The sequence below is a fragment of the Streptomyces sp. V4I23 genome (assembly GCF_030817975.1).
Lineage (GTDB): Bacteria > Actinomycetota > Actinomycetes > Streptomycetales > Streptomycetaceae > Streptomyces.
In genome coordinates this window covers 6,671,360-6,698,122 of record NZ_JAUSZW010000004.1, presented here as the reverse complement: position 1 = coordinate 6,698,122, position 26,763 = coordinate 6,671,360, and the positions used below count along the sequence as shown (strand labels likewise).

Annotated in this window: 22 protein-coding genes, 1 pseudogene and 1 riboswitch; of the genes and pseudogenes, 10 read left to right on the top strand and 13 right to left on the bottom strand. The window is 69.4% G+C overall.

What is annotated here, in order from left to right; translation table 11 throughout:
* Positions 1-18: 18 nt before the first annotated feature.
* A pseudogene (locus tag QFZ82_RS32760) lies at positions 19-1,550 on the top strand (VirB4 family type IV secretion system protein).
* A gap of 7 nt (positions 1,551-1,557) precedes the next feature.
* Positions 1,558-2,079, top strand: coding sequence for a hypothetical protein (locus QFZ82_RS32755; protein ID WP_307716565.1), 522 nt, complete (start codon positions 1,558-1,560; stop codon positions 2,077-2,079).
* Between the two features lie 121 nt (positions 2,080-2,200).
* Here the strand turns inward: QFZ82_RS32755 and QFZ82_RS32750 are convergent, their stop codons facing one another.
* The 5 genes from QFZ82_RS32750 to QFZ82_RS32730 form a co-directional block, all read right to left on the bottom strand.
* Positions 2,201-7,471: a sacsin N-terminal ATP-binding-like domain-containing protein gene (locus QFZ82_RS32750; RefSeq protein WP_307716564.1), complete on the bottom strand. Its 5,271-nt coding sequence runs from the start codon at positions 7,469-7,471 to the stop codon at positions 2,201-2,203.
* 859 nt (positions 7,472-8,330) lie between these two features.
* The gene (locus QFZ82_RS32745) at positions 8,331-8,456 is read right to left on the bottom strand and encodes a hypothetical protein (protein ID WP_307717998.1); all 126 of its coding nucleotides are present in this window, start codon (positions 8,454-8,456) and stop codon (positions 8,331-8,333) included.
* Between the two features lie 111 nt (positions 8,457-8,567).
* The gene (locus QFZ82_RS32740; RefSeq protein ID WP_307716563.1) at positions 8,568-9,200 is read right to left on the bottom strand and encodes a DUF305 domain-containing protein; all 633 of its coding nucleotides are present in this window, start codon (positions 9,198-9,200) and stop codon (positions 8,568-8,570) included.
* Positions 9,201-9,286: 86 nt separating this feature from the next.
* Complete coding sequence (locus QFZ82_RS32735) at positions 9,287-9,715, bottom strand: DUF6153 family protein (RefSeq protein ID WP_307716562.1); 429 nt, start codon at positions 9,713-9,715, stop codon at positions 9,287-9,289.
* Positions 9,716-9,768: 53 nt separating this feature from the next.
* Positions 9,769-10,362 carry a TetR/AcrR family transcriptional regulator gene (locus tag QFZ82_RS32730; RefSeq protein ID WP_307716561.1) on the bottom strand — a complete coding sequence of 198 codons (594 nt, stop codon included), beginning with the start codon at positions 10,360-10,362 and terminating at the stop codon, positions 9,769-9,771.
* Positions 10,363-10,469: 107 nt separating this feature from the next.
* On the opposite strand from QFZ82_RS32730, the gene QFZ82_RS32725 reads away from it, so the two are divergent.
* Both QFZ82_RS32725 and QFZ82_RS32720 read left to right on the top strand, forming a co-directional pair.
* Positions 10,470-10,712, top strand: coding sequence for a hypothetical protein (locus QFZ82_RS32725; protein ID WP_307716560.1), 243 nt, complete (start codon positions 10,470-10,472; stop codon positions 10,710-10,712).
* Entirely contained in the window at positions 10,712-11,242 is a 531-nt protein-coding gene (locus QFZ82_RS32720) for a hypothetical protein (protein WP_307716559.1), read from the top strand. Before QFZ82_RS32725 ends, QFZ82_RS32720 begins: the two co-directional genes overlap by 1 nt.
* Before the next feature lie 31 nt (positions 11,243-11,273).
* Here the strand turns inward: QFZ82_RS32720 and QFZ82_RS32715 are convergent, their stop codons facing one another.
* The gene (locus QFZ82_RS32715; RefSeq protein ID WP_307716558.1) at positions 11,274-11,864 is read right to left on the bottom strand and encodes a histidine phosphatase family protein; all 591 of its coding nucleotides are present in this window, start codon (positions 11,862-11,864) and stop codon (positions 11,274-11,276) included.
* A gap of 67 nt (positions 11,865-11,931) precedes the next feature.
* A riboswitch (cobalamin riboswitch) is annotated at positions 11,932-12,086 on the top strand.
* A 36-nt stretch (positions 12,087-12,122) separates the two neighbouring features.
* Here QFZ82_RS32715 and QFZ82_RS32710 point away from each other — a divergent pair.
* The 3 genes from QFZ82_RS32710 to QFZ82_RS32700 all read left to right on the top strand — a co-directional run bounded on the left by QFZ82_RS32710 (position 12,123) and on the right by QFZ82_RS32700 (position 13,568).
* A complete protein-coding gene (locus tag QFZ82_RS32710) occupies positions 12,123-12,347 on the top strand; it encodes a CbtB-domain containing protein (protein ID WP_307716557.1) in 225 nt (74 codons plus the stop codon).
* A gap of 28 nt (positions 12,348-12,375) precedes the next feature.
* Positions 12,376-13,143: a CbtA family protein gene (locus QFZ82_RS32705; RefSeq protein ID WP_307716556.1), complete on the top strand. Its 768-nt coding sequence runs from the start codon at positions 12,376-12,378 to the stop codon at positions 13,141-13,143.
* 131 nt (positions 13,144-13,274) lie between these two features.
* Positions 13,275-13,568 (top strand): putative quinol monooxygenase, encoded by a 294-nt coding sequence (locus tag QFZ82_RS32700; RefSeq protein ID WP_307716555.1) that lies wholly within the window; start codon positions 13,275-13,277, stop codon positions 13,566-13,568.
* On the opposite strand, the gene QFZ82_RS32695 is transcribed toward QFZ82_RS32700, so the two are convergent.
* The 7 genes from QFZ82_RS32695 to QFZ82_RS32665 form a co-directional block, all read right to left on the bottom strand.
* A complete protein-coding gene (locus tag QFZ82_RS32695; RefSeq protein ID WP_307716554.1) occupies positions 13,543-14,946 on the bottom strand; it encodes a glycoside hydrolase family 172 protein in 1,404 nt (467 codons plus the stop codon). The two genes, QFZ82_RS32700 and QFZ82_RS32695, sit on opposite strands and share 26 nt — an antisense overlap.
* 168 nt (positions 14,947-15,114) lie before the next feature.
* Positions 15,115-16,047: a carbohydrate kinase gene (locus QFZ82_RS32690; protein WP_307716553.1), complete on the bottom strand. Its 933-nt coding sequence runs from the start codon at positions 16,045-16,047 to the stop codon at positions 15,115-15,117.
* Positions 16,044-17,579: a glycoside hydrolase family 32 protein gene (locus tag QFZ82_RS32685; RefSeq protein WP_307716552.1), complete on the bottom strand. Its 1,536-nt coding sequence runs from the start codon at positions 17,577-17,579 to the stop codon at positions 16,044-16,046. Before QFZ82_RS32685 ends, QFZ82_RS32690 begins: the two co-directional genes overlap by 4 nt.
* Complete coding sequence (locus tag QFZ82_RS32680) at positions 17,572-18,948, bottom strand: glycoside hydrolase family 172 protein (RefSeq protein ID WP_307716551.1); 1,377 nt, start codon at positions 18,946-18,948, stop codon at positions 17,572-17,574. Before QFZ82_RS32680 ends, QFZ82_RS32685 begins: the two co-directional genes overlap by 8 nt.
* An 85-nt stretch (positions 18,949-19,033) precedes the next feature.
* Complete coding sequence (locus QFZ82_RS32675; protein ID WP_307716550.1) at positions 19,034-20,044, bottom strand: LacI family DNA-binding transcriptional regulator; 1,011 nt, start codon at positions 20,042-20,044, stop codon at positions 19,034-19,036.
* A gap of 416 nt (positions 20,045-20,460) precedes the next feature.
* Complete coding sequence (locus QFZ82_RS32670) at positions 20,461-21,795, bottom strand: ABC transporter ATP-binding protein (RefSeq protein ID WP_307716549.1); 1,335 nt, start codon at positions 21,793-21,795, stop codon at positions 20,461-20,463.
* Between the two features lie 246 nt (positions 21,796-22,041).
* Entirely contained in the window at positions 22,042-23,043 is a 1,002-nt protein-coding gene (locus tag QFZ82_RS32665) for a LacI family DNA-binding transcriptional regulator (protein ID WP_307716548.1), read from the bottom strand.
* 355 nt (positions 23,044-23,398) lie between these two features.
* Here QFZ82_RS32665 and QFZ82_RS32660 point away from each other — a divergent pair, with 355 nt between their 5' ends.
* From QFZ82_RS32660 to QFZ82_RS32650, 3 genes are all read left to right on the top strand, one after another.
* Complete coding sequence (locus tag QFZ82_RS32660) at positions 23,399-24,715, top strand: ABC transporter substrate-binding protein (protein ID WP_307716547.1); 1,317 nt, start codon at positions 23,399-23,401, stop codon at positions 24,713-24,715.
* 82 nt (positions 24,716-24,797) lie between these two features.
* Entirely contained in the window at positions 24,798-25,670 is an 873-nt protein-coding gene (locus tag QFZ82_RS32655; protein ID WP_307716546.1) for a carbohydrate ABC transporter permease, read from the top strand.
* Positions 25,667-26,593 (top strand): carbohydrate ABC transporter permease, encoded by a 927-nt coding sequence (locus QFZ82_RS32650; RefSeq protein ID WP_307716545.1) that lies wholly within the window; start codon positions 25,667-25,669, stop codon positions 26,591-26,593. Before QFZ82_RS32655 ends, QFZ82_RS32650 begins: the two co-directional genes overlap by 4 nt.
* Positions 26,594-26,763 lie beyond the last annotated feature (170 nt).

Below are 26,763 nucleotides of genomic sequence, written 5' to 3'. Positions count from 1 at the left end.
CAGAATCGAGGGCCCCCGATGAGCCACCGGCCCGCCCGCCGCGCCCGCCCCGCCCGCCCCGCCCGCCGCGCCTCCGCGCCTCCGCTGTTCACTCCCCACGGAACCGACCGGGCCAGCCGCAAACAGGCCCGTCGCCAGCTCGCCGAAGCCACCGCCAAGGCCCGCGCCGAAGCACCGCCCACCAGGCAGAGAGCACACACGTCGAGCACGAGACGCCCGCTGCCCTCTACCCCCCGAGCGGACGCCCCGGACCCGCCTCCGCCCGCAAGAACCGGCTGAAGCTCCCCGCCCACCGCATGACCACCGCCGTAGCCGCCGGCGCGTACCCGTTCCTGGCCGAGGGCGGCCTCGGCGCCGAGGGCATTTACATCGGCCGCGATGTGCACGCCGAGGCGTCGTTCGTCTTCGACCCCTTCGCGCTGTACGGCAAGGTCGAGGGCTTCACCAACCCCAACATCCTGTTGGCCGGCGTCATCGGCCAGGGCAAGAGCGCCCTGGCCAAGTCCTTCGCGCTGCGCTCGGTCGCCTTCGGGTACCGCGTCTACGTTCCGTGCGACCCCAAGGGCGAGTGGACACCAGTGGCGGAAGCCCTCGGCGGCCGATCCGTCGCACTCGGGCCCGGACTGCCCGGCAGGCTCAATCCCCTGGACGCGGCCCCGCGCCCGGCGGGCGTCTCCGAGGCCGACTGGATCGGCGAGATCCGCAAACGGCGCCTTCTCCTGCTCGGTTCCCTCGCCCGTACCGTCCTGGGCCGGGACCTGATGCCCATGGAGCACACGGCCCTGGACATCGCCCTCGACGCCGTCGTCACCCGCGCCGCCGACACCGGCACCACCCCGCTCCTCGGTGACGTCGCCGCCACCCTCAACAACTCCGGCGCGCTCGACGAGGCCGCCGGGATGGTATCGGGACAACTCGGCGACGCGGCCCGTGACCTGGCCCACGCCATGCGCCGCCTGGTCCATGGTGACTTGGCCGGCATGTTCGACGCCCCCTCCACCGTCGCCTTCGATCCCACCGCACCGATGCTCACCATCGACCTGTCCCGGCTCGGCGGCTCGGGCGACGACACGGCGCTGGTCCTGGCGATGACGTGCGCCTCCGCCTGGATGGAGTCCGCCCTCTCCGACCAGAACGGCGGCCGACGCTGGATCGTGTACGACGAGGCATGGCGCCTGATGAGGCACGCCGGCCTCCTCCAGCGCATGCAGGCCCAGTGGAAACTGAGCCGCGGCCTCGGCATCGCCAACTTGATGGTCATCCACAGGCTCAGCGACCTGCTCACCGCCGGCGACGCCGGATCACAGGGCCGCGCTCTCGCCGAGGGCCTCCTCGCCGACTGCAGCACCCGCATCATCTACCGCCAGGAAACCGACCAGCTCCACGCCGCGGCCTCCCTGCTCGGACTGACCTCCGTAGAGATGGACGCCATCGCACACCTCAACCGCGGCAGGGGCCTGTGGAAGGTCGCCGGACGATCTTTCATCGTGCAGCACCTCCTGCACAGCCACGAGCTGGCGCTCTTCGACACCGACGCCCGCATGCACTGAGAGGCACATGAATCCCGACGTACAGCGCGAGCTGTTCACGGACACCCCGGACACCTCCCGCTTGGGCAGCCACCGCACGTCCGTCGACACGGCTTCACTCGCACCGCTCCCCAACCACCGCAACGTGAACACCGCCTGGTATCAGGAGCTGTGGCGCCGCCACACACACATCACCACGCCCCTGCGGCAGCGCGGGCTGGAGGGCGACATCGAGTTCGGACTCAGCGCATACACCGTGCACGTCTCACTCCCCGACGGCAGCTACCTGATCATCGGCCCGCCGCAGGAGCCCTCCTCCTACCGTCCACCGGGGGACCCCGAGGGATGGATCGTGACCCGCCAGCACCTCGATGACCACGCCCTGTTCGAGGTGATCTACGACTCGACCCCCTCGACCGGCCCCGGTGCCCTTGAGCGGCCCGAAGCACGTAACGGCGGCAACGCCACCCACGTGGTCGAGGCCATCGACCAGCAAGCGCGGGAGCGGGGCAGTTTCACCAATCGGGTCGTCTGGTCCGGCAACCACTGATCCGCCGATCCCTATCGCTGGCCAGCCAACGACTCGTCATGGCGGATGACGAGGGCGTGGGAAGCCGGGTAGGGCGAGTCGCCTCCGTCGTCCCACGGCCAACCGTGCACGAACAGGTGGTTCAACCACGGTTGAACCGGAGCCTCAGCTGGGTGCTGACCAGTTCGTAGCCGGCGAGGTCGGGGACGCCGAATGGGTTGGGCAGGACAGCGATCGCGCGGAGGTCGTGATCGAGGACATGGGAGACGTACACGATGAAATACGTCTCATCCGGCTTCAGACGGGAAGCGCGTCGCACCTCGGACTCGCCGAGGACGATTTCGCCGCTGTTGCCGGTGGATGCCTTGACCTCGTAGAGATAGGTCGCGTCGCCGTCGTGGATGAGGAAGTCGTAACCAAGCCGGTCGTCCCCCGGCTGCCCGCCTGCGAGCCCATGGACCCGCAGGCCGGACTTCCACGAGTCCTGTGGTTCGACCCCGAACTGCTCGCGCAGCCAGGCCGCCACCGCCACCTCGCCCGCGAGGCCCACCGCCAGGGCCCGGTCCTGGTCAGTCACGGGGGCCTGGTACGAACCGCCGTGCGACCTCGCACCGGACGAGGACGCGCTGCATGGCTGCGGAATCCGGGGCGCGAGCGCCGTAGCAGACGTGGCCGAGGTGGCCCGCTGCTCCGGCGTGAGGTCGGCGGCCACATCGCGGGCGAGAGCCCCCAGATCGTCGAGCCGCGCCGACACGGGCTTGCCGTTCAGCATCACATGGGGGCCGGGGGCAGACCCTCCGGGCCGACCTCCGCCCGTGACCTTGCCGTCCCCTGTGGGCTCCGACGAACGGGTCTCGGTCAGCCCGAGATCCGCGCGCCGGTCCGACAGCGGCATGTCCTCGGGCCAGTAACCGCGGGTCCTTAGCCAGGCGATCAACGCCTTCACAGACAGGACCTCGAAGTCCAGCAGTCCGTGGTCATCCAGTTCCCGCAGGACGTCCTGGGCGGGCGGCAGTACTGCGGGGCGACTTGCGGAGTGGAGCCGCTGCCACTCCTCGATCAGTTGCCGCAGTCGTGGCACCTGCTTGTGGACCGCCGTATTGGATGCCTCGCGCACCTCGGCGAGCGGCCGCAGCGGGCGGGACGTCGACGAAGGGGCGGGGAGCCGTCTCGCCAACCAAGCGTCCGCGTGAGCCTGGAGGAGTTCATCGGCGAGGTTCCACAGTGTCGTGTGCCACGCCGGGTCCGGCACGAGTGGGGAGAGGTCGCGCAGCTTCACGTACCCGGACAGGGAGCTTCCGGACCGGTGAACGTCCGCGTAGGCGTCCCGTATTCGTGCGGCGAGCGCGGGACGGTTCCGCTGGAGCCAGGTAGCGAACTGCCGTTCGTGCCGGTCCCTGTTGTCGATCTCCGGGAGGCCCAGCGCGCGCCATGCTCGGTTGGCGTCGGCAAGGGGCACGGAGAGGGCACTCAGTTGCCGTTCCCGGTCGTCGTCCTCCAGCAGCCGCATGAGCAGTTCCGCGTCCGGTGCGCCGATCCGGCCAGTGAGCCAGACTATGAGGGCGGCGCGGTCGGGGAAGTCCTCGGCGCGTTGTCGGAGTTCCTCCGCAAGGTCGAGATGGAGACAGGCGAGGAGGGGAACGAGCCGCTCGCTGCTGGAGCGCTGCGAGGCACGCTCGGCGAGGACGGCCCCCAGCTGGTTCGGCCGCAGGTCCAGGACGACCGAGAGGTCTTCGTCGGGGACGCGGTCGGCCTTCAGGCCGCGCTCCTCCAGTTTCGTCAGCGCGGTCCACAGGCTGCCCGCGAGGTAGGGCGCGCCAATGAGGGCGGCCACGGCGGGGGCGGCGGTGCGGAGCACCCGCCAGCCGGAGCGCTGCCCACTGTGCACCACGACGACACGGGGCCGGTCGGGGTGCGGGTGCAGCAGGGCACGGTCCGCTCCGTTCTCGGTGAGGCGATGGCCGGCGATCCAGACGACCGCCTCGTCGGCCACAGTCACGTCGCAGCGGCTCAGCAGGCTGTCCACGTCAACCACGGCCAAGGGCCCCGGACGTGAGGCGCGTTCTTCGTCGAACTCCACCAGGGCCGCGACCAGGGTGCGCAGCCAGGGTCCCGCGTACTCCGTCAACGGGAGGCGTGGTGCGTCACTGACGGGCAGCCGGTCGGCCTGGATGTCGTGCTCGGCGTCGCTGCATCGCTGGACGTCGAACGTCGTTCTCCGGTCGAGGAAGGTGTGGACGCGACCGCCCAGTTCCTTGTCCCGGACCGGGATCACGGGCACGGGGACACGGTCCAGGAGGGCCCGGTTCTGGACCCCGTCCGGATCCGGGACGAAAACCGTCTCGTCCGCCTCCTCCGAGTCAAGCGGTTCGAGGACGCCAGCCCGGGTGATCAGCAGTCGGCGCGGTGCCATGAGGGGCCCGCCGTCAGCGGTGCGCGTCCCTGCCCCCGCCGGAAGCAGCTGCACCCACGCCTTCTCGTACTCCTGTTCGATCTGGTGTGCAAGTCTGCCATCCCGGAGGTGGGCGTCGGCCTGCACGAGGTCGGGGAGGTAACAAAGCCGGTCGAGCGCGGTTTCGGAATCGTCCCAGGAGCGGACGCGGAGCAGGCCGAGCCGTGCCGAGAGCTTGGCGGACCGCCTGCTGCGCAAGGTCGCCGGCACCACGCTGAGGAACTGGGGCGGGGGCTGAACACCATGCCACCACCAGGCCGTGTCGGCCGTGGCGAACGTGGCTCCCTCGGAGGTGGCACCCAGGGCGACCGTCTGCGGGATCCACGGCGCGTGGGCGAGGAAGGCGGCTAGCGGAGTGGGCCAGGGCGTTCCGGCGGGGTCGCTGTGGCGCACGAACTGCATCTCCAGCGCGGCGTCGGGCCAGGCGACGGCGAGGCCGTGCACGATCAGCTCCGCGTAAAGTCTGCGGTCCTCCTCGGAGAAGGCCGCGTAGTCGTCCTGACCGGGCAGCACGGCTGCGGACAGGTTGCGTTCGTGGTAATCGACGCTGGTGTAGCCGACCTGACGGCGGCTCGGCCAGCGCTCAGCGGTAGTCCTCCACTGCGGCAGCCCACTCCGCGGGCACGGGGCCCAGAACCGGGCGGGCCGATTGAGGTCGTCTCCCCTGACCTTGGTACCGAAGGTCTCGGAGCGGGTACGGAGTCCATGCGCGACCTGGTGCCTTTCGAGGAAGCGCAACATCGCCGCCACAGCGACCGTGTCACCGCACAGCTCCTCGGGGCGGAGGAGGAGCCGCCCTTCCGTCTCGTCGAGCACGGACGACAGTCCCCGGACCCTTTCCAGGAACCGAGTCAGTGTGTTGTCGACGGAGGAGTGCTCTCCGGGCCAGCCCGGCCCGAACATTGCCCCTTCCGCGTCGCACCAACCCGCCCGGGTCGGCACGCGGAGATTCTTCAGACGGAGTGCCCTGCGGCCGCCGCTCTCCAGTGCGTGGGAGACCGCGCAGGCATAGCGCAGACATGCGAGGCGTACGCCGTCATCCACACCGTTGGCGCTCAATGCGGCGGCGACGACCTCGAGCACCCGATCGGCCCCATAGTCGTGGACGAGATTCGTGGTCCTGAGCCACTTGCGGCCCTGGACTCTACGCTTGCGGCCCTTGCCGGACCAGGCGATGCCCTCATGCACGAAGTGAAGGCGGTCAGACACCCCGTCGGGCAGGGGTGGCAGGGAGCCGCCCTGCGGGGCATCGCGGTCGAAGAAGACGCCTTCCCCGCCGGCCGGTTCCGTCGTCGACCGGGAACTGATGACGATCCGCTTGCCGACCAGGGCCGACCCGTCGGGGAATGCCTGGGAGAGGTCGTAGTAGAAGTCCGCCCACCAGTCAGGATCGAACGGATCGCGTACGGCGGCCTTGGCGAGCCGTTCCGCCCAGGACGCGAGCCGCTCGATGGGTGGAGCAAGGCCCCGGCCCACGGCCCTGGCGAGGGGCGCAAGCCGTCGCAGCCGGGTGGGGTGCAGCTTCGGGTCTACGAGATGCGTGACCCCGACAGCGGCGACCTCCTGCGGAGTGAAGACCGTGGATCCGTGCTTCCCCTCCCACAGGAAAGCACGGTGCAGGGAGGTCAGCGCCCCGGGTGGCGTCCCGATCACCGGGACGAACGGCACCTGGGCGATGTCGTGGTCCAGCCGCTGGAAGGCAGAGGTCAGCCGCCCCAGCTTCTCGGGCTCCCAGCACATCAGGTCGACGAGCGCGCCGGACGGAATCGGTGCCCGCCCGTCCGCCGCAGCGAGCACCGCGCGGGCGCACAACTCGGCCACGGTGTCAAGCAGCAGGTCGTTCCACGGCACTGCCTCGTTGAACGAACGGCGGTTCATCTCCGCGAAGAACGGTGCATGGATGTACCCCCGGACAGGCGCGAGCATCTGCTTACCCATCGGCAGGAAGGTGTAGAGCCGCCCGGCCCCCAGGGGATCGCCGACCGGGACGGCCACGCGTACCTCGGCCTTCTTCTCCCAGGCCGCCCAGTCGCGCCGCATCCCGCTCTTCTCCATCGACGCGGCGATCGCGTCCCGGGCCAGGTCCGCGTCTGCCTTCCCGCACACGACGATCAGCCGAATCCGCCGGCGCAGCGTGACCTGCTGCACCTTCAGGCCGCGGGAGTGGTGCAGCACCTCCACCTGACGGTCGTACGTCCTGCGCCGAGTCTCCCCCGCCGCCCGCCACTCCAGCCGCACACGTTCCAGGCGGTCCAGGAACAGTTCGAACGGGGCCGTGTCATCCATGAGTTCCCGCAGCTGGTCCCTGGCGGCTGAGCGCGCCTCGGCCGACTTCAGCGGCAGGCGTACGACGGTAACGAAGCCCCGGCGCGCGAGGCGCTGGGCGGCCGGCGGCGCGTCCTCCAGGAAGACCGGCACCTTCAGCGTGAGCAGGTTCTCCCTCAAGTGGGCCGCGAAACCGGTGCGTTCGGGCGCCACCTCCCGGGCGAGCGCGTCGAAGTCGTCGAGCCGGGCGAAGCGGAAGGTGAACCCGTCGAGGATCCGGGACCCCTCCCGTGCCACGCTGTAGACCTCGGGGGCGTCAGACAGGTGCAACACGCTCTTGAAGCCGACGCCCTTGTGACCGATCCCGGAATCGGCACGCTTGCTGGACAGGGCGATGCTGCAGAGTGCCTTGAAGTCCCTGCCGCCGAACGGTTTGCCGCCGTTGGCCACATAGAGAGTGCCGTGCTCTCCCTCGTCCTCGTCGAAAAGGATCTCGATGCGCCCGTCAGCGCTGCGCGCCGGGTGAGCGTCGTGCGCATTCTGCAGCAGCTCGACGAGCACCCGGCCCTCGTACTCGGGCGAGATGATCGTCTCGGCCACGGCCTTGGCCTCGCGCGCCGCCTCGCGGCCATCGTCCCAGTCCCTCAGACAGCCCCGAACCTCAACGAGCGCCTGATCATGGACTCGCTTACGCACCGCAGCCCGCCTGCGCGAATGCAAGCGCTCCGCCGAGGGCCGACGGCCTCCAGCTCCCATACCGCCGCTCCCCCGCACGTCTCCCGCCCCGCTCCGCCGGTGATCCTACTGAGTGAGAAGGAGCCGTGAAGGACTTTGCCACGGAAGGAACTGTCGCCCATATCCGACGCTGACAGTGTCCTCAGTTCATGGAGCAGGGCTGATCACGGCAAGGCACGCAGCATCTGGTGATCAGGAAACCGGATGGCCTCGCACTCGAGTCGGTCTCGAACCAAGACCACCCGCGTTCGCGGGCCTGGGAGTCCCCTTGGGCGTCCGGCTGCATCAACAGGCATCATCGTGACCCCGAACGGCCATTCAGGCTGGCCAGCGCTCAGCACTCTGTTTCGCTTGTGTTCGGCGGCACACCGACACACGCCACCCGTCAGAGGAACTGACCTGCCCGGCAAGTCGCCTGACGACCCATCAGAAATCAGGAGCCCTTCGCGGCCGGTTCGAGGATGGCGACGCACTCCACGTGATGCGTCATCGGAAAGACGTCGGCTTCCGACGGCCGGTTCGAACTTGAGCCTGCTCAGGCAGAGTCAGACTCACGCCTTGCGCTCATCCCCTCGGCGCCAGGCTTCTGCCCTGCCCTCGCAGGCAGTCACACAACGTGTCCTTGGCAGCGCCTCCGGTGGCATGACGTCCCGTGCCACCAGGCCCGCCCCAACGTCACTTCCTGGGGAGAATCTGGGGAGTATCGCCGGTCCTGGGGAGCGCGTGGGGAGAATCGACCGCGTAACGCAGCACGATCCCGAAAGACGCTGAAAGACTCATCCGCGCAGGTCAGGGGTGGGCACGGCCGCATCGATGCAGGTCAGCGCCACCAGGTAGACAACTTCATGACGTAGGTGCCGAGATCGTCGGCCTCGACGATCCCGGGGAGCGAACCGCCCTCACGCAAGGGCGTGACGTAGCGGGTCGCTGTGACTTCGGAGAGCATTGCTCCAGGCTATCCGGCCTGGCCTCCTGGAAATCCATGGACCGAACGGGGGCGCTTGGCCTGGAGGCAGCGGGGACGGGGTGGGCCGTCCCCGCTGTGACGCTCCAGGGGTCAGTTCTTGCCGAGCAGCTCGTTCATGCGCGTGATCTCGGCACTCTGCGACGTGATGATGTCGCCGGCCATGTCCTTGGCGGGCTGGTACGAGCCGTCGGACTGTTCCGTCCTGGCCATCTCGACGGCACCTTCGTGGTGCTTGACCATCATCTGGAGGAATGCGGTGTCGAAGGCCTCGCCGGACGCCTTCTCCAGCTCGGTCATCTCCTCGGCGGTCATCATCCCGGACATGGAGTGCCCGGCGTGCTCGCCGCCCTCGCCCTCCTCGGGGACTTCCTCACCCCAGGACGTGAGCCACCCGGACAGCGTCTTGATCTCCGGGTCCTGCGCCTTCTTGATCTCCGCGGCCAGCGCCTTGACCTCAGCGGACCCTGCGCGGGACTCCGCCAGGTCGGCCATCTCGATCGCTTGCCGGTGGTGAGGGATCATGCCCTTCGCGAAGGAGACGTCCGCCGCGTTGTGGTCACCCTGGCGGGCGGAGGCCGACGCGGTCGGCGTCGGGGACTTGTCGTGGCCGCCGTGGCCGGACGAGCTGTCGCCTCCCCCGCCGCAGGCGGCGAGTACGACGGCGGCCGCGCCTGCGGCCGCCACAGCGGCGGCACGGCGGATCATGGAACGGTGTGCGGTCATGGTGGTGCGACTCCTGTGTCTTCACGGGATCAGGCATGGCTGTCGGAGACGGCGCCGGTCACAGTGACCGGGCACGCCAAGAAGGCCTATATGCGCAGGAGTTGCAGTTCGCTCAACGACGGCGGAGCGCGACCGCCCAGCGTCGCCGCGGGAACGGCTGTGGCCATGTCCGAGGTCGGGCACGTGACGGAGCCGGACAGAGCCAGGGCAGGAAGCGCGGGTGCTCCGGCCGTGCCGCCGGCCGCACACGTGGCGTCGGCATGCTCCGTGTGTCCGCCCGCATCGCCGTTGCCGTGATCGACGTGAAGGCACTCATCACAGCCTGAAGCGTCGGCGTGCTCCAGGACCCCGGCCATGGCCGTCGGGTGCGCGCTGTGGGCGGCATGGGAGGGCACCGACGGGACGGTGGGCCCCAGTCCGTGCATGGCCACCACACCGGCCAGCACAGCCAGCACGAGCAGCACGTACGCCCGGACCCCACTGGGCCGGTTCACGCGCCACGCCTGCTGCCTCATGCCCCGCATCGTAATCGGGCCCCTTCACCGTCGCCGACAGACCGTCCCGGACATCACGGACCGATGGTTCCACGCGCGGGGCGAAGCCCGGCAAGAGTGACCGCGACGAGTCGGCGGACCGCAGCTTCGGAGGGCAGGGAGCCGGCTGCGGTCAGGGCATGGAGGCAGTAGCGCGCGAGCTCGTCGGGCGCAACGTCGTCCCGGAGGTCACCGCTCGCCACGGCCTCTGCCAGCACCCCGCGGAAAAGGTCGACGAGCTGCTGCTGCGCACGGGTGACGTGCTCGCCGCGGTGCAGGAGCGCCGAGAGCTCCTCGGTGGCGTGCCGCCCGCGGTGGTGGGAGATGAGCGCATAGCGCCCGAGCACCGCTTCGAGCCGCTCGCCCGCGTCGCCGGGCCCGTCCCTGAGTTCGGCAAGCTGTTCCAGGTGGGCGGCGACGTGGCGTTCGTGGTGGGAGGTCAGGATCGATTCGACGTCCGGGAAGTACTTGTACAGCGTCGCGCGTCCGATCCCGGCCTTCTCGGCGATCTGCGTCATCGTCACCGACATCAGACCGCGCTCGGCCACCAGCTCCCAGGTGGTTTCCAGGATCGCTTCACGTACCGCGTGGCGGTGCGTCGCGATCGTCTCGTTCCACAGCTTCGGCACCCCTGCATTGTACGGGTCGACGCGGTCGTGACATGTTGACGTGAGAGAGACAGAGTGTCTCGTAAACTGATGGTGCTCGAAGATTCGACACCCGTGGAGGACATCTCATGGCCGACCCGTCCCCGTCCCCCCGCAGCGACCCACCCAAGGCGCCACGCTGGGCGAAGGTGTCCGCCGTCGTCGTCGGCGTCCTGATCCTGCTGGCCGTGATCGTGAAGCTCACCGGCCTCGGCGGCGACCACGGCCCCGGCCGGCACATGGGCATCGGAGAAACACCGTCGACCGGCGTCAGCGTGATCCAGACGTCCGGCGGCCACCCGGCCGCGTACGCACCGGAGGCCCACCGCTGATGGCCATGCCGCCGCGCCTCCGCAAGGCGGTCCTCACCGCCCACGTCACCACCTCGGTCGGCTGGCTCGGTGCCGTCTTCGCCTACCTCGCTCTCGACGTCACGGCGGTGACCGGCCAGGACGCGTCGGCGGTGCGTGGTGCCTATGCCGCGATGGAAGTGACGGTGCTGTACGCCATCGTCCCCCTCGCCCTCGCGTCGGTCGTCATCGGCATCGTCAACGCCCTGGGCACCCCATGGGGCTTGCTCCGGCACTTCTGGGTGCTGGTCAAACTCCTCCTCACCGTCTTCGCCGCCACCGTCCTGCTGATCGAGACACGGACCGTGAGCCACCTGGCAGAGACAGCGGCACGCACCGCCGACCCCCGCGAGCTGCCGGGCACGTTGCCCCATTCCGTCGGCGGGCTGGTGGTCCTGCTCCTCATCGTGATCCTCTCGGTGTTCAAGCCGAAGGGCCTGACCCGGTACGGGTGGCGCAAGCAGGAGGAGCAGCGGCGCAAAGAGCGCACCCGGAACACTGCGGCTCCGTGAGGTAGCCCTGGGCGCGTCCGCGGCGAAATCCTCAGGGCCCGGTGGTCGCTGCGACCGGAGTCAACGGCCTTCCGCAGTGCAGGTTCCAGCGCCCGGCCCGGCCGGTGATCTCGGTCAGCGACAGCGGCCGTACGTCGAGCCGCCAGAACACCTGCGGCGGAAGGCCCAGTGCGTGGACGAGGGCCGCGCGGATCACCGCCGGTTCCGCCACGGCCAACACCCTTTCCGTGCCGTCGGCACGGTCGTTCAGCCAGGCGCCGACGCGACCGACGAGCCTGGTCAACGACTCACCCCCGTGAGGCGCCGCATCAGGGTCCGAGAGCCAGGTGGCCACTGCCTGCGGCTCCGACTCGGTCACTTCTTCCAGCGACCTCCCGTGCCAGCGCCCCACGTCCAGATCGTCCAACTCCGTCAGGGACCGGGCGTCCATACCGAGCACGGTGGCGGTCTGACGACAGCGGAGCGAGGGGGAGGACGTCTGCATGGTCGACGGGGGAAGCCCGGCCGCAGCCGCGCGCGCCTGCTGCTGCCCGACCTGGTCCAGGGGACTGTCCCCACCGAAACGCGCTTGGCGCAAACCCTCATTGACGGCGGGTGCCACCAGCATCACGCGTACCGGCATCTCTCCCCTTCCTCTTTCGTGTCGCATAGAGACTAAAGGCACACGAGTACGGGCCCGCGCGCCGTAGCGCCGCAGGTCGCGACGCGGTACTTTCACGTGGACATGACGACGGTGTGACGGAAGTCCGGTGAGAACCCGGCACGGTCGCGCCACTGTGAAGCCTGTCCTCACATACGAGATCGGGACAGGCGAGTCAGACCCGCCACCGTCGTCCAAGGCACCAACGATCGGGACGCGTGTTCCCCAGGAGGTTCTGCCATGGCACTCTCCGCTGCCCCCGCGCCGGCCACCCCCGCCGCACCGGCCATCACCACCATCTCGCTGAAGGCGATCGCCCCTTGGGCGCTGTTCGTCGGCGTCCTCATGCTCGTCGTCCTGTACTTCGTCGGCGCGGAACAGGGCGCCGTCGCACTCCTCTCCGGCGAGAACGTGCACGAGTGGGTCCACGACGGCCGTCATCTGCTCGGCTTCCCCTGCCACTGACAACCGCTGAAGTCAGAGGTAGCCACTCATGAACTCCGTACCCGTCAGAGCCCTGCTCGTACGCGGCATGCTGGCCGGTCTCCTCGCCGGTGTGCTCGCCTTCGCCGTCGCCTATCTGCTCGGCGAGTCTCCTGTGGACGCGGCCATCGCCTTCGAGGAACAGGGCAGCCACGGCCATGGCGAGGAGGAACTGGTCAGCCGTGCCGTGCAGTCCACGGCCGGACTCGCCACCGGCATCCTGCTGGCCGGCGTCGCCCTGGGCGGTATCGCCGCCCTGGCGTTCTGCGTCGCGCTCGGCCGCATCGGCCGCATCGGCCCGCGTGCAACCGCGGGCTTGATCTCGCTGGGCGCGGCGCTGACCGTCTGCGTCGTGCCCTTCCTGAAGTACCCGGCCAATCCGCCGGCTGTCGGTGATCCCGGCACGATCGGCCGGCGCACGGCCCTGTACTTCCTGTTGATCGCGCTCAGCGTGCTGCTCGCCGTCGCCGCGGTCATTTTCGGCAAGCGGCTTGCGCCCCGGCTGGGCAACTGGAACGCGACCGTCGCTGCCGTGGCCGGATTCGTCGTCGCCATGGGTCTCGCCTACGCCTTCCTGCCGTCGTTCAACGAGGCGCCGGAGGGCTTCCCGGCCGCTGTCCTCTGGCAGTTCCGCCTCGGCTCCCTCGCCACCCAGCTCTCCCTCTGGGCCGGGTTCGGACTGATCTTCGGCCACCTCGTGGAGCGGCTGCTCGTTCCGCGGCGCGCCGGTGAGGCAAAGGCCGGGGCCGAGTCTCACAGAGCCGCAGCGGCGCACTGAGTCGATACGGCCAAGGAAGCCGACCGCTCCTGCAGGTACGTTGACGGTGCGGGGCGGAGTGCCGGAACCGGCCCCCCGCCCCGCACCGTTCCGCCATGCCGGTGTCGCCGGCGAGAGACAGGAAACAGGGCATGAAGAAGACTCTGCTGGCCGAGTTCACCGTGCGCCCCGGAAACGAGGAACACGTCGCCGCGCTGGTCAAGGACTACGCCGTTCGCGTCCGTGAGGAGCCCGGGAACCTGGCGTTCGAGGTGTACACCAAGGAAGCCGATCCCCTGGCGTACTGGATCTTCGAGGTGTACGAGGACGAGGCCGCTTTCCGGGCCCATCTGGCAGCGCCCTACGGCAAGCCGTTCAATACGGAGCTCCAGCCGTTGATCAACGAGAAGGAGTCCGTGCTCACGTTCCTGAACCCCCTCGGCTGAGGAACCGGCGCCGTACCTCGCGTGCGTACTCCGCGTTGCTCGCCGACCGCTGCCGCGACTCCTCCGCGCGGCGCTCGAGCCATTCCTGACGCTGCGCCGCGAAGTCGGCCATGCGGGCGTCGCGTTGCTCGTACATCGCCTTGCGCGGAGCGTCGAGACGGCCACGGTCGGGGGCCGGGAGGTCCTTCGTCGACGGGGTGTCCGGGCGGCGCGGGAGACGCAGCCCGACCGGTGGGACGTCGAAGCGGGGTCCGGGGAGGGTCTGGTACCAGTACGCGGTCGAGGCCCAGTCGTCCGACAGATGGTTGGCGTGGCCGTGCTCCATGGTGACCTTGATGCGCTCCTCGAAGCGGAGGGGGTCGGCCAGGTGCCAGCGGTAGCTGATCTGGTAGCCGGGGACGTCGTCCTCGTGCACGATCGTTCCGTGGAAGGGGTAGTTGATCTTCTGCATCCCCCAGCCGTGACTGAAGTAGTCCTCCCCTCCCGTGCCGTGCATGCTGGGCGGCCAGCGGGTGCTGCCGTCGGGGAGGAAGTCGTCGTCGATCCAGATCATGTCGTCGCCCTCGCCCCACCATGTCCCGGTGAAGTGGGTGACCGTGTGGTTGCAGCCGATGTAGTTGCCGGCGCCTTCGGTCTCGAGGATGACGTAGTTGTCCCTGCCGTCCAGGTTGGGCACCTGGGTCTCCAGGCTGTTGACCTGGAGGTCCGGCCCCCAGCCGTCGCACGGGTTGTTGCGGCGCCACTGGGCGTGGAAGTAGAGGGTGTCCTCGGGCAGGTCCTCGGCGTAGAGCTCGTAGTCGACGTAGAAGTACTGCATGTACGCCGCGTCTCCCTGATTCTCGACCTCGATACGGGCCCGGGAGTTGAACGGCATGGGCAGGAAGCAGTTGAAGGCGGCCGGACCGCCGAACCTGCGCTCGGAGTCCTGCTTGACGGAGACGGTGAAAGGCAGTGACTGGAAGCTCGCCGGCAGGGAGTTGCCGACACAGAAGAAGTCGCCGAGCGGTGCGACGACGCTGGGGTGCTCCTGGTCGTCCCAGTACATGCGAATGACGACCTTGCGGTAGTAGTCGGGGTCGTTGACCTCCCAGTTGTAGCCGAGGGCGTTGTTGAACTCGACCATCGCGGTGCCGGCCTGCCGGGCGTCGAACAGACCGGGGCCGAGAACGAGCCGGCAGCCCTGGACGAACCAGAGGTGGGTGATGGCCCCGGGACCTTCGAGGTCGGCCAGGACCGCGGTCTCGCCCGGCATGACGACGAACGCGTCCTCGTTCAGGCCGGTGTGGTCCCAGCTGGCCACGCGCGCCGAGCGGGCCCGGCGGCGCTTGGCGGCCCGGCCGAGCAGGTCGTCTCCGAGGGCGAAGGAGGGAACGGACATGGGCATGCGTCTCCCGGTGAAGTGGTGGGAAGGCGAGGGGTGTTCGGCGGACCGGCGCCAGGCGTCGTGGCCCCGGTCCGCCGAATACCTCCAAGGGGCGGTTCACCCCGTACGGAGGGCCGTCCGCCGAGGACGGCCCGCCGTACGAAGGCCCGCACGCTGCCGTCGCTACGGAGCGACGCCGAGGGCGGCGTCCAGCTGTGCCCGGGTGGGCGGCTGGGCGCCGGCCTGTTCGCAGGCGAGCGCGCCGGCGGTCACGGCCTGGCGCAGCAGCTGTTCCAGGGCGTCCCGGTCCTCGGGCAGGTGCACCCGGTGGGTGCCGTCCTCGCGGGGCCGGAGCAGCCCCGCGAGCAGCGCCGCCTGGAAGGCGTCGCCCGCGCCGATGGTGTCGACGACCTTCACCAGTGGCGCCGCCACCGTGACCTCCGCGCCGGCGAGGAGACCACGGGCGCCCTCGGCGCCGATCGTGGTCACCACCAGGCGGGGGCCCATGCCGAGCAGGTCGCGGGCGGCGTCGACCGGCTGCCGGTCCGGATACAGCCAGGCCAGATCCTCGTCGCTCGCCTTGACCACATCGGCGGTCGCCACGATCCGCTCGACCGCACGCCGGTAGGCGGCCCGGTCCGGCTGGACACCGGGACGTACGTTCAGATCCACGGCGACTGCTCCGCCCGGCCGGGACCGGATCGCACGACAGGCCTGCACGACGCGGTCGGCACCCGGCTCCACCACGATGGCCAGTGAACCGGTGTGGAGGAGCGTGGCATCGGACGGCAACTCCGGCAGCAGCGGATCCCAGTTGGCCAGGAAGTCGTAGGTGGCGGCACCGGTGGCGTCGTCGACGTAGGCCAGGGCCAGGGTGGTGCGGCCCGAGGCGGATTCCGTACGGTCGATGGGCACGCCGGTGGCGTACAGGTAGTCACGCACCAGCACGCCGGGCGGATCGTCGCCCCAGCAGGAGGTGAGGCGGACGGGACGCTCCAGGCGGTGCAGGCCGACCGCGACATTGGCGGGACTGCCGCCGGGGATGGGGGCGATCGTCGTGCCCCCGCTGCGCCACACGAGATCGACCAGCGACTCGCCGATGACGACGGCGGTCATGACGCCCGCTCCGATTCCGGCCGCCTGTCGCCTTCCGGCCGCCTGTCGCCTTCCGGCCGCTTGTCGTGGATCTGCACGCCGGCGAGGTCCCATGCCTCGACGGCGTAGTGGGCCGGACCCGAGCCCGTCGCCGTCGCCTGCAGGCGCCACGGGGCGCCGCCGACGGGGTAGAAGCGGAGGCTGAGCGCCTGTCCGTCGGCCGTGAACACCTCGACGACGGAGTGGTCGAGGACGACACGGAGGTCCACCGGCCCCGGCTGCGCGGGCAGCCGCCAACTGCCGCCCTTGGCACGCGGTTCGAGCGAGGCATGGGACCGGTCGACGACCACCTCGCCGGTGTCCGGGTCGCGGACGATGTCCAGGTACTCGCCGCCGACCGCGTCGGTGATCAGCCGCAGTCCTCCTGCGGCTCCGAGGCGGGCGACGATGTCGCAGGCGGGACCGATCCCGCCCAGGTCGGCAGGCCGATCGGCGCGCGCCTCACCCGTCGCGTCGAAACGGCGGTCCCGGCGCAGCCGGTCGACCTCCCGGGCGGGACGCTGGAGGATTTCCCCGTCGTCGCCGAGGGTCACCTCACGCGGCAGGGACAGCATCCCGGCCCAGCCCACCTCGTCCGTCCACGCGCTGGGGGCGCCGACCCGTTCCTCGTCCCGTGCCTCCCAGATCCAGGCCCACATCAGCCAGCGGCCGTCGGGGGCGGGCAGCAGCGCCGGCGCGTAGAAGTCCGGTCCGTGGTCGAGGCGGCGGGGAGAGCCGGCGACGAACGCCCCGTTCTCCTCGTGACCCGGCCAGGCCGCCGTGCACAGCGCCCCTTCGTCCGGGTCCCAGGCACTGACCAGCACCACCCCGCGGCCGTCGGGGAAGTACGCGTACTGGGCGCACTCCCAGCCCTCCTCGGTGTTGCCACCGCCGGGCAGCGGCTCGGGCGCCCGGGCCAGGAAGACACCCTGGTCCTCCCACTCGACCAGGTCGGTGGAGGAGTACTGCACGGCCGCGCCGCGACCGTCCTCCAGGGCGGCGCCGACGAGCATGCGCCAGCGCTCGCCGTCCCGCCACACAAAGGGGTCGCGGAACATGCTGGTCCCGGCGGGCGGTTCGGCGACGATCAGCCGCTCGTGCTTGGTGAAGGTCAGACCGCCGTCCCGGGACACCGCCCGGGCGACCGGCTGGTACCAGCGGTCGGAGTGCCGGGCCGAGTAGAAGGCGACGAGCTCGCCGTCGGCCTCGACGGCATTGCCCGACCACACTCCCCCGGCATCCTCCCCGCCGGGGGTGGGGGCCAGGGCGATGGGCAGCAGCTCCCAGGTGAGGAGGTCGGCACTGCGGAAATGCCCCCAGTGCATGTCGGCGTGGCGGGCGCTCCCCGGGTTGTACTGGAAGAAGACGTGGTAGTGGCCGTCGTGGAAGACCAGCCCGTTGGGGTCGTTCAGCCAGTTGTGCGGCGGCCGCAGGTGCAGCGCCGGAAAGTGCGGGTCCCCCGGCGGAGCGGACACGGCAGGGGGCCGTTCGGCGGCGTCCACGGGGTCAGCCACGGGTGCGCTCGTCGTAGCGGTGCCGCACGTCCGCGGCCTGCTTGGTGTTGGCCTCCGACTCCTGCAGCGAACGCTCCCCGCGCAGGCGGGTGCGCTCGGCGAGGTGCTCCATGTGCCGTTCGAAACGGGCCCGGTAGCGTTCACGCATCTGGGCGATCTCCTCGGCGACGGCGCCGGCGCGGGGCGCCGGGGTGGGCATGGGCAGGCCGGCGGGGCGTACCGGCAGGCGCTGCTCGAGCGGCAGTATGGACGCCTTCGGCGAGGGGAGCGTCTGGTACCAGTAGGCGGTCGAGGCCCAGTCGTCGCTCAGATGGTTGCCGTGGCCGTGCTCGATGGAGACCTTGATGCGTTCCTCGAAGCGGACCGGATCGGTCACATGGAAACGGTAGTTGACGGAGTAGCCCGGGACGTCGGCCTCGTGGAGGATCGCTCCGTGGTACAGGTAGGCGTTCCTCTGCATGCCCCAGGCGTGGTTGAAGTAGTCCTCGGTGCCGGTGCCGTGCAGGGAAGGCGGCCAGACGGTGGAGCCGTCGGGCAGGAAGTCGTCGTCGATCCAGATCATGTCGTTGCCCTCACCCCACCAACTGCCCTGCCGGTGGTGGACGGAGAGGTTGCAGCCGACGTAGTGGCCGGTGCCCTCGGTGTCGAGGATGACGTAGTTGTCCTCGCCGGTGACATCGACGATGTTCACCTCGGGGCTGTTGGTCTGGATGTCCGGGGCCCAGCCGTTGCACGGGTTGCTGCGGTTCCAGCGGGCGTGGAAATAGAGGGTGTCCTCGGGCAGTTCCTCGGGGAACAGCTCGTAGTCGACGTAGAAGTACTGCTGGATCGGCAGGTCGTTCTCGTTGACCAGCTCGATACGGGCCCGCTTGTTGAACGGCATCGGCGCCCAGCAGTTCAGTGCGGCGCTGCCGCCGAAGATCAGGGACTCCTCGGGCTTGGCCGAGACCGTGAAGAGCGCCGACTGGTAGCTGTTGGGCATGCAGTGGCCCACGCCGAAGAAGTCTCCGAGCGGCACGAGGACGGCCGGCTCCTCCTCGTCGTCCCAGGTGATACGGATCAGGACCTTGCGGTAGTAGTCGGGGTCCGGCTCCTCCCAGTTGACGCCGAGCGCGTTGTGGATCTCCATGACGGGCGCGACGGTGTCCGCCTCCAGCGGGTCGATCAGACCGGGTCCGAGCGTCTTCCGGCAGAACTGCGTCATCCAGATGTGCGTGATCTGGCCCGGGCCTTCCAGGTCGGCGAGGACCCGGCTGGAGTGCGCGGGGGTCGTCCAGTAGTCCTGGTTGCGGCCGCGCTGGTCCCAGCTCGACGTACGGGCGCTGCGCGCCGCCTTCCGGCGGGTCAGATCGCCAAGGGAAGTAGACATGGGGGGATGCCTTTCGTGATGTCAGTCGCTGATGTCGGATCGTTCGGACGGTGGGGACTGGCCTCCGCCACCGCCCGCTGAGGGGTTATCCAGGGGTGCAGCCGCACGAGGTGCGGTAGATGACACGCGGCGTGAGGCGGATCGTCTCGCCCGCGTCGCTGGTGTCGCCGTTCACCCGTCGCAGCAGCAGGGTCATCGCGGTGACTCCCACGTCGAAGGCCGGCTGCACGACGGTGGTGATACGGGGTTCGAAGAGGTCGGACTGCGGGAAGCCGTCGAACACGGCGAGCTTGAGGTCGCGCGGGATGCGCAGGCCGATCTCCGCGGCGGCCTCCATGACTCCGACCGCTGTTTCGGTACTGGCGCAGGCCACTGCTTCCGGCCTCCCTTCGCCGCCGAGCATGCGCAGGGCCGAAAGGCGGGTTTCCCCTGCCAGTCCCGACCCGGTGATCACCCATTCGGGGTCCGGCTCGATGCCTGCTGCCCGAAGCGCCTGCGTATAGCCGCGGTGGCGCTCGGCCATGGTGGAGACCGCGAGATCTCCGGCGGCCAGGGCGATGCCGCGGTGGCCGTGCCCGAGCAGGTGCTCCACGAGTTCGCGCATCGGCGTGGTGTTGTCCACGCCGACCTGGTCGCCGGTCCCGGGCTCGCCGATCCGGTCGAGGATCACCACGGGCGTCCCGCTGCGGCGCACGGCCTCGGTCTCCCTGCCCGTCGACTGTGCGGCCGGGGCGACGATGAGGCCGTCCACCCGGCGGGCCGCCAGTGCCTGGACCGATCGGGTCTCCTGGGCGGGATCCTCCCCCGAGTGCGCGAGGAGCAGCGTGTATCCCGCCTGGGCCGCCTCGTGCTCGACGCCCCGGACCATGTCGGCGAACGTGGGCTGGCCGGCGTCGGAGACGACGAGTCCGATGGAGTCGCTGCGTGCGCGGCGCAGCGACCGGGCGAGCGTGTCCTGGCGGTAGCCGGTCTGCTCGATGGCCTTCAGCACCCGCCTGCGGGTCCGTTCCGCCACCGGCCGGGTGCCGTTCACGACGTGCGAGACGGTCGAGATGGACACCCCGGCGAACTGCGCCACATCGACGATGGTCGCCACGTCACCTCCCTTCATCGAAACGTTTGCGCGAAACGTTTGCGCCGATTGTTGTCGCGTGCCGCGACGGGTGTCAAGGCGTCGGATGCCTCGACTCCCTTCGCCTCAACTCCCCTGTCCCTCGTGGACCCTTACGGGGTCTTGGCTCACCACGGCGGGCCGTTGGTAGTTGCTGCCGGTGGGCGCTTCACTCCCGGGTGAGCCCCTCCACGGGGTCGTGTCTGCCACGCAGGCCCCGGGGCCCGTGTGCCTCAAGCGCCGGGGGTAACGCGTGCCTTGTACTCCCCCGCAGCCTCGTGCGCGGGAGGTGTCCCCGGGCACCCAGCGCCCGGCGCAGGGCCCATCCCCGTAGCCCCCGGCAACGAGGTGCCGCGCCCCTGCGGGCTCAGGAGGGCGCCGGGAACGCACCGCGCCGCGCCCTACTCGTACAGGCCCGGAGTCTCGGCCGGAGCGGGGCAGATGCGGTGGCCGCGGCGGTCGAAGACGTACAGCTGCCCGAGGTCCACGAGCAGCGGCACATGGGCGCCGGCCCGCAGCCGTACGTCCGGTCCCGTACGCAGCACCAGGTCGCCGGCCGTGATCGTGCCCCGATCCGGGGCGTGCGCGCCCGGCGCCCGGTCCTTCGGCCCGTCCGGCGCGGACGCCTGGGGCTTTGCGTGCGCCCTGGCTCGCTCCTTGATCCGTCCGAGACGGCCGGGCGTACGGCTCCGACGGCCGGGACCGGGCCGCGCCGACTCCAGATCGGGCACCACCGCACGGCGCGAGCCCGTGTTCAGATGCACCAGGGCCTCGTGGCCCTGGTACTCCGTGTGCTCGACGACGCCGGTCAGCGGGACCTCGCCGGGCCGGGCGTGGCTGGGCGGGGCGATGCGGGCGGCCTCGGGTCGCAGTCCGACGACGACCGGCCGCCCTTGCTGGATGCGCAGCAACTGGTGGTCGCTGCTGAGCGGTTCGGCCAGCGGCAGTCTCTGCCGGCCGAGTTCGACACACATCCGTTCCCCCAGCGGCGCGTGGACGACGGCCTGGAGCAGATTGATGCGAGGAGTGCCGATGAAGGCGGCGACGAACACGTTCGCGGGCAGCGCATAGGTCTCGCGCGGAGTGCTCACCTGCTGGAGCACACCGGCGCGCATCACCGCGACCCGGTCGCCGAGCGACATCGCCTCGGCCTGATCGTGTGTCACATAGATCGTGGTGACCCCTAGATCAGCGGTCAGCTTGGCTATTTCGGCGCGCAGGTGGTTGCGGAGCTTGGCATCCAGGTTGGACAGCGGCTCGTCCATCAGGAAGACGGACGGCCGCCGGGAGATGGCCCGGCCCATCGCGACGCGCTGGCGCTCGCCGCCGGACAACTGATTCGGGTAGGAGTCCAGGGTGTCGTCGATCCCGAGCATCCGGGCGGTTGCCTCGATGCGCGCGCTGTGGTCCTCGTGCGGATGCTGCAGCTTCAGGGGGAAACCGATGTTGTGCCGGTTCGTCATGTTCGGGTAGAGCGCGAAGTTCTGGAACACCATGGCCATGCCGCGTTCGCGCGGTGGCACGTCGTTGGCGTACGCGCCGTCCAGCAGCAGCTCGCCCTCGGTGATGTCCTCCAGGCCCGCGATCATGCGCAGGACGGTGGACTTGCCGCAGCCCGAGGGGCCGAGCAGGACCAGGAACTCTCCCGGTGCGATGTCGAGCGAGAACCGGTCGACGGCAGTGGCGGCGCGAGCGTAGGTCTTGCTGACGCCACGCAGGGAGACGGCCCGTGTCATCTGGTGCCGCCGGGTGGCAAGGGCCCGCGGGGCGAGGTCCGGTGCGCCGGATCGCCGAGGTGCGCCGGATCAGTAAGAGGGGCAGGGGTGACCGGAGGGGAGGGCATTACCATCTGCCTTTCAGTGATATGTCAGTCGCTGATTGCAAGGCGGCGGGGGACTGGCCTCCCCCGCCGCCTGACGCTCCGCACCGCCACCGGCACGTCTCGCGCACCGGACATGCGGTGTCCGATCGGTGGCGCCGGGTCAGTCCGGGCAGCCGCACGACTCCCGGTACGTGATCTCGGGCGCCAGCCGGACGGAGCGGTAGCTGTTGGTGTCGTCCTCCAGGCGGCCGAGCAGGAGCTGCATGGCTGTGCTGCCGATTTCGTACGCGGGCTGCGTGATGGTGCTGATCCGAGGCCGGAACAGGTCCGCGTTCGGAAAGCCGTCGAAGGCGGCGAACGCGAAGTCGCGCGGGGTGTGCAGATCCAGCGCCCGTGCCGCCTGGAGCACGCCGACGGCGGATTCGGTGCTCACCGCCACCACGGCCGTCGGACGGTCCGGCTCCTGGAAGAGCCCGGTCATGCTGTGCCGGGTGTCGGCCGCGAGACCGCGGCCCATGAGGATCAGCGAGTCGTCGGCCTCGATGCCCGCCTCGCCGAGGGCGTCCAGGTAGCCCTGCCGCCGCTCGGCGATGGTCGGGACCGAGGCGTCGCCGGCCGCCAGCGCGATGCGCCGGTGACCGTGCTCGACGAGGTGCAGGACCACGTCGCGCATGGGAGCCGTGTTCTCGACCCCCACCTGATCGGCGCGGAGGCCCCCCAGCCGGTCCATGAGGACCAAAGGGGTGCCCCGCTGCTGGATGTCCGCCATCTCCTTGCGGTGTGAACGGCCGACCGGGGCGATGATCAGGCCGTCCACCCGGCGCTCGGTCAGCACTTCCAGCGCACGCCGCTCGCGCGCGGGGTCCTCGCCCGAGTTCGCGAGCAGCAGCGTGAGGCCGGCGGCAGTCGCCTCGTGTTCGACGCCCCGGACCATTTCGGCGAAGGCGGGCTGGGTCACGTCCGACACGACGAGGCCGATCGAGTCGGTCCGTGACCGGCGCATGGCCCGGGCCACGCTGTCGCGCCGGTATCCCGTGGCCCGGATCGCCGCCTCGACGCGTGCTCGGGTGTCCTCGCGGACGGGGCGCGTCGCGTTGAGGACGTGAGACACGGTGGACGTGGAGACGCCCGCCAGCTGCGCGACGTCGACGATCGTTGCCACTCGCCCATCTCCGCCTTACGTAATCGAAACGTTTACGCAAAAGATGGCACGCCGCGACAGCGCCGTCAACGGGCGCGGGAGCCGTTGATCAGCGCCCGACGGGATCCCGCGCGGCGGCAGTGAGCTGTATCCCCCGCAGTGCAGGGAAATCCCGTTGGTACACAGTCTTGACACGCGAATCCGGCTGAGTATCTTTCATCGAAACGTTTGCCCCGCCCGGCGAGCCTCGTTCACAAGAGCCCCGCGCCGGCCGTCACCAAGCCATCTCCAGCAGCCGATCCGGGCCGCTCATCTCGGTGCAGTCAGCAGACCCGCCTCAGAAGATGTCAGTGAAAGGTGCAGCACTATGTCAACGATGACACGCGAGACCGACAGATCTCGCTCCCCGCGGATACGTCGGCTCGCAAGCGGTGTCACGGCGACGGCCCTGACGGCCGCGATGGTGACGGCATGCGGCTCGGACTCCGGTGGCGCCTCCGCCGACGGGGCGATCACCCTGGCGATGCACAACCCGAACATCCAGCAGCAGGACCCCGCGACGTACGAACTCGTCCAGGCGTTCAACGCGAAGAACCCGACGATGAAGGTCAAGCTCGTCGGCCGGCCGATGGAGCAGCACCAGCAGCAGATGACGATCGCGGCGCAGAGCGACACCCTGCCCGAGGTCTTCTGGGTCTACAACGCGCTGGCGAAGAACATGGCGAAGAACGGCGACCTGCTCGATCTGCAGCCGGTCCTCGCCGAGAAGAAGCTGGACGCCAAGTTCGCCCCCCATATGCTCTCGGGCTTCAAGCAGGGGAACGTCCAGTACGGCGTCCCCTACCAGGCGCTGGTCACCGGCTTCTACTACAACAAGGCCATCCTGGACGAGCACGGCATCGCCGTCCCCAAGACCCACGACGACCTGCTCGCCGCCGTGAAGAAGCTGAAGGCCAAGGGCGTCGTGCCGATCGCCCAGGGCGCGAACAACTCCTCCTTCAGCGTATGGGCCTTCCTCACGATGCTCGACCGCTTCGGCTACGAGGACAAGTACCAGGCGATCCTCGACAAGAAGCAGAGCTACGACAACCCCGACTTCCTGCGCCTGTACGGGCACATCGAAGACCTGGCCAAGGCCGGCGCCTTTCCGCCGAACATGACGACGCAGACCTACACCCAGGCCGTCGCCTCGTTCACCTCCGGACAGGCCGCCTTCCTCGACTCCGGGGTGTGGGACGCCGCGAAGATCCAGGAGAGCCCCGTCGGCAAGAACGTCGGGTTCTGGGCAGGTCCCACCTTCTCCGACGGCGTCGGCAACCAGAACCTGGTGATGAACGCCCCGTCGGCGCCGCTCGTGGCCAGCGCCGAGGTCAAGAAGGACCCGAAGAAGTACGCGGCCGTCAAGAAGTTCCTCCAGTTCTACTACAGCGACGAGGGCCAGCAGATCCTGGTCGAGAATGCGCAGCCGCCCGTCACCACCTACGTGCCGATCGTGGACAAGGCCAAGTCCTCCGTGTTCTGGGCCGTGCTCGAGGAGGCCGCCCGGCAGGACCTGTCGAGCCCCAAGGCACAGCCGGACCTGGTCGTCTCGGCCGAGACCGCCAACGCCATGTACGACAGCCTCTACGGCGTGATGTCCGGTGCGATGAGTCCGAAGGACGCCGTGCAGCTCGTTCAGCGGACCCTCAAGTAGCCGACGGCACAAGGCAGCCGACGGCGAACGCCGTCCGGAGACGACCGGGGCCGCCCACCCTGGTCCGAATGGCAAGGACAGCATGAACTGGCTCACCACACGCCGGACTTTCACCCTCATGATCGCGCCGGCGTTGCTCCTCTACACCGTGTACATGGTCTACCCGATCCTGTACTCGGTCTATTACAGCTTCACCAGCTACGACGGCGTCTCACCGGCGACGTTCACCGGACTCGACAACTACCGCGAGATGGCGCAGGACACGGTGTTCCGGACCTCGGTCCAGAACACCGGGATCATCCTCGGCGTCGCGGTGACGCTTCTGGTCCCCCTGGCGTTCCTCCTGGCGGTCCTGCTCAGCGGCGACGTCAAGGGAAGCGCGATCCTCCGGCCACTCGTGTTCGCGCCGGCGATCGTGGCACCGATTCTCGTCGGGCTGATCTGGATCTTCATCCTCGACCCCAAGATCGGCCTGGTCAACGCGGTGCTGCAGGCGGTCGGCATGGCCGTCCAGCCGCAGTGGATCGGAGGGAGCACCCTCAGCCCCTACTCCGTCGCGTTCGTCTATCTGTGGCAGCAGATCGGCTTCATCGTCACCATCCTCTACGCCGCCATCCGCATGCTGCCGCGTGACGTGATGGAGGCCAGCACCCTCGACGGGGCTACGCGCTTCCAGCAACTCCGGTACATCACGGTGCCGATGCTGCGGGAGTCGTTCGGAATCTGCACGGCCCTCGTCGTGACCGGCGTCTTCAAGATCTTCGAGCTGGTCTACGCCCTGACCGGCGGCGGCCCGGTCCATCTGTCCGAGGTCATGGTGAGCTACATGTACCACGTCACCTTCACCACACTGCAGTACAGCTACGGCATGGCGCTGGCAGTCGTGGTGTTCGTCATCGGCGTCGTCGCCGCCGTCGCCACTCTGTTCGGCCTCAAGAGGAGGGCTGCGGCGTGAAGACGACGAGCACCCCACGCACCGCAACGACGAGCACCCGGCGCACCGCGTCTCACGCCAAGTCCGTGCCCGCCAAGTCCCTGCCGGGCCGGCGTCCGCGCCGTGGCCGCATCATCGCCTCGGCCCTCGCCTATCTGATCACCTTCGTGATCCTGCTGCCGCTGCTCTGGATCATGCTCCTGTCGTTCCAGACCAACGAGAACATCCTGGCGCACCCGTTCTCCCTGTCGGATCTCAGCCTCGCCAACTACCGACAGGCCCTCGAAACGCTCGACCTGATGATCATGTACAAGAACACGCTGATCCTGGCGGTGTTCTCCGTGACCATCGGCCTGGTCATCTCCTACATGGCCGCCTTCGCTCTGACGCGGATGGTCTTCCGCAGCGGACGACGCGGCGTCCAGAACGCGACGAGGTACTACCTCCTGGCCGGCCTGGCCGTACCCGTATACATTCTGCTCTTCCCGGTGTACCGGCTCGACATCGCGCTGGGTCTGTTCGGTACGCATGCCGCGCTGATCCTGCCGTACATCGCCGTCTCGATCCCCTTCAACATCCTTCTCCTCACCGGGTTCCTTCGCGAGTTCCCCGAGGAGATCGAGCAGGCGGCGGTCATCGACGGGGTGGGGCTGTGGTCGATGGCGTGGAAGGTCGTGTTCCCGCTGATGCGCCCGGTCGTCGCCACCCTCGCCATCCTCAACGTCATCTACGTGTGGAACGAGTTCCCCTTCGCGGTGACGTTGATCAACAAGCCGGAGCTGACGACGGTCTCGCTCGGGATCTCCCAGTTCCAGGGCGTCTACAGCGTGAACTACGGCGCGATGATGGCGTCCGCGACCCTCGTGCTGGTCCCTCAGCTGATCATCTACGCGGTCTTCCAGCGTCAGGTCATCTCGGGCATGACCGCCGGCGCGATCCGCTGAGCCGTCGCGATCCGCTGAGCCGTCGAAAGGAGCCGATTCGCACGACCGTGTGCTCCGTCCGGTGCGGGCGTCGGTGCCCGCACCGGGACACACGGACACCCCGATCCTTCGTCCAGGAGCCGCCATGCATCAGGAAAAGCCGCGGATCTCACGTCGCAGTGTGCTCGCAG